This window comes from Kitasatospora sp. NPDC093558 (assembly GCF_040683475.1).
In the GTDB taxonomy this organism is placed as follows: domain Bacteria; phylum Actinomycetota; class Actinomycetes; order Streptomycetales; family Streptomycetaceae; genus Kitasatospora.
This window is the reverse complement of record NZ_JBFBDY010000789.1, coordinates 1-2,590: the sequence shown is the minus strand read 5'-3', so window position 1 is coordinate 2,590 and position 2,590 is coordinate 1. Positions and strand designations below refer to the sequence as shown.

General features: G+C 71.0%; 1 protein-coding gene. It reads left to right on the top strand.

All coding sequences use genetic code 11. From position 1 onward, the window contains the following. Positions 1–333: 333 nt before the first annotated feature. Positions 334–2,590, top strand: a 2,257-nt coding sequence (gene fxsT / locus AB0O00_RS35230; RefSeq protein WP_363658784.1) for an FxSxx-COOH system tetratricopeptide repeat protein, incomplete at its 3' end; no start/stop codon positions are given.

Genomic DNA, 2,590 nt, shown 5'->3' with positions numbered 1-2,590 from the left:
GGGGTTCTCGAAGTCGAAGCGGCAGCCGGCGTCCCACAGCGGCGGCCCGGTGGACCACACCAGGAGGGCCGCCACGGCCGCGGCCAACAAGCCGCTGGCCAGCGCGCAGAGCGCGGCAGCCTTCCCGTCAGCACGTGCGAGCTCGACGAGCACCGCCGCCGACCTCGCCCCCCCAGCACCGCTTCCATGAACGACGCGTCCTCTACTCCTGCTCCGCGTGTGGATGACCCCCTTGCGGGGTTCTGGCCGAGGATTCCGATGACGGCTTGGGTGGTCTCGCCGACCGGCGCCGAAGTCCTTTTACGCGCCGGGTAGTTGTGGCAAGCTGAGGCGGTGATCCCGCAGCGGTCGGTTGTCCGTGTCGAGTACTTGGCCGAGGACAGGCCGTGGGCCGACTGGATCGGCGCCGTCCTGGAGCTAGCCGGGTTCCGGGTCGTGGCAGCGGACGTCGACCGCGGTGCGACCGCATCACCGCGCACCAGGCGTGATGGCACCGGGCACGACAGCGCGGCGCCTGATCTCACCGTGGCCGTACTCTCCGATGGCTGTCTGCGCGCCTCGCCGGCCCAGGTGCGCTGGGAGGCCATCGGAGATCCGGACGGCCTGGCGGCGGCCGACCAGCGGATCATCCTGGTCCGGGTCGGCGAAGTTCGGCTCACCGCGCCCTTGGAGCGGCGCAACCTGGTCGACCTGGTCGGGATGGACGAGGGGGAGGCTGTCTTCGCGCTGCTGCACGCTGTGGGCCGGATCGACCCGCTGGACCGCTGGGAGACCGAGCTGCCGCGCTGGCCCGGTGGCAAGCCCAGGTTCTGGTCCGTCCCTGGGCGCAACCCGTCGTTCACCGGCCGGTCCGACGTGCTGGAGGAGTTGCGCGAACAGCTGGTCGGCGGCCCGACCGTGGTGCTGCCCACGCCGACGGCACTGCAGGGTCTCGGCGGCGTCGGCAAGACCCAGGTGGCACTGGAGTACGCGCACCGCTACAAGTCCCACTACGACCTGGTCTGGTGGATCGACGCCGGGGAGGTCGAGCGGGTCCCGCTCGAGCTCGCCAAGCTCGCCGACCGGCTCGGGCTGCGGGCCGGCTACAGCCTTGCCGAGACCGCCGAGAGGGTGCGCGAGGCGCTGCGCCGCGGTATCCCGACCTCCCGCTGGCTGCTGATCTTCGACGGCGCCGACGAGCCGATCGGGATCCGCCGCTACTTCCCCTACGGCGCCGGCCACGTCCTGGTGACCTCGCGCAACCGGGCTTGGTCGATGCGCGGTGGCGTGCTCGGGCTGGATACCTTCACCCGTGAGGAGAGCGTCGAGCACCTCTGCCGCCGAGTCGCCGGGCTCGCGCGCCAGGACGCCGAACGGGTGGCCGACGTGCTCGGCGACCTGCCGCTCGCGGTGGAGATCGCCGCGGCCTGGCTTGCCGTCACCCGGACACCCGCCGAGGACCACATCGCCCAGGTGCATGCCGAGACCGTCAGGGCCCTCCAGTCCGACGCCACCTGGGACGTGTCGATCGCCCGACTGCGCGAGCAGTGCCCAGCGGCGGTGCGGCTGCTGCAGCTGTGCGCGTTCCTCGCGCCGGGGCCGATCTCGTTGTCCCTGGTCTACAGCGGCCAGATGATCCGCGCGCTACTCCCGTACGACGAGGACCTCACTGACGTCTTCATGCTCGGCAAGGTGATCCGGGCGGTCAGCCGATACGCGCTGGCCGAGGTGGACTTCGGGGCCAAAAGCCTTGAGGTGCACCGGCTCGTGGGGGACGTGGTCCGCTCCCGGATGACCGAGGACGAGTGCATCGCCGCGATGCACGATGTGCACCACATCCTGGTCGGCGCTCGGCCGCCCCTCGGCGATACCGACAACCCGGCCAACTGGCCGAGGTTCGAGCCGATCTGGCCGCACCTGGCACCGTCCCGAGCCCAGGACTGCGAGGAGCGCGAGACCCGCGAGCTGTTGATCGACCAGGTCCGCTACCTCTGGCAGCAGGCCGAGCTGGACCGCGCCCAGGCGCTCGCCGAGCAGCTGAAGTCCGGCTGGACCCAGCGGCTGGTAGGCGAGCAGGGCGAGGTCGAGCGGCGTACGCTGCACCGCCAGGTCCTCAGCCTCGACTCCTGCCTCGCCAACATACTGCACTCCCAGGGAAGTTACCTGCAGGCACTGGAACTGGACGAGGCGACCCTGGCCGGGCAGCAGGAGCTGCTGGGCCGGCGCAACCCGTACGTCATGGTCACGGCGGGCTCACTCGGCGCCGACCTACGGGCGTTGGGCCGCTTCCAGGACGCCCTCGAACTCGACCTCGAAACCTACGGTCAGTTGCGGGACGTGTTCGGCGACGAGAACTCCCGCACGCTGCGGGCCGCCAACAACCTGGCCATCGACTACCGAATGGCCGGAGACTCCGAGGCCGCCCGCGATCTGGACCAGGAGACCTACGACCGCCGCCTGGTGGTCCTCGGCCCACGCCACCCGGACGCCCTCACCAGTCTGTCCGCCCTCGCCCGCGACCGGATCTTCTCGGCCACCGAGGAGGAACTGGCCGCCGCCGAGGGCGTGGGCCCGACCATCGCCCGCTCGATCAAGGAGTGGTACGAGGAGG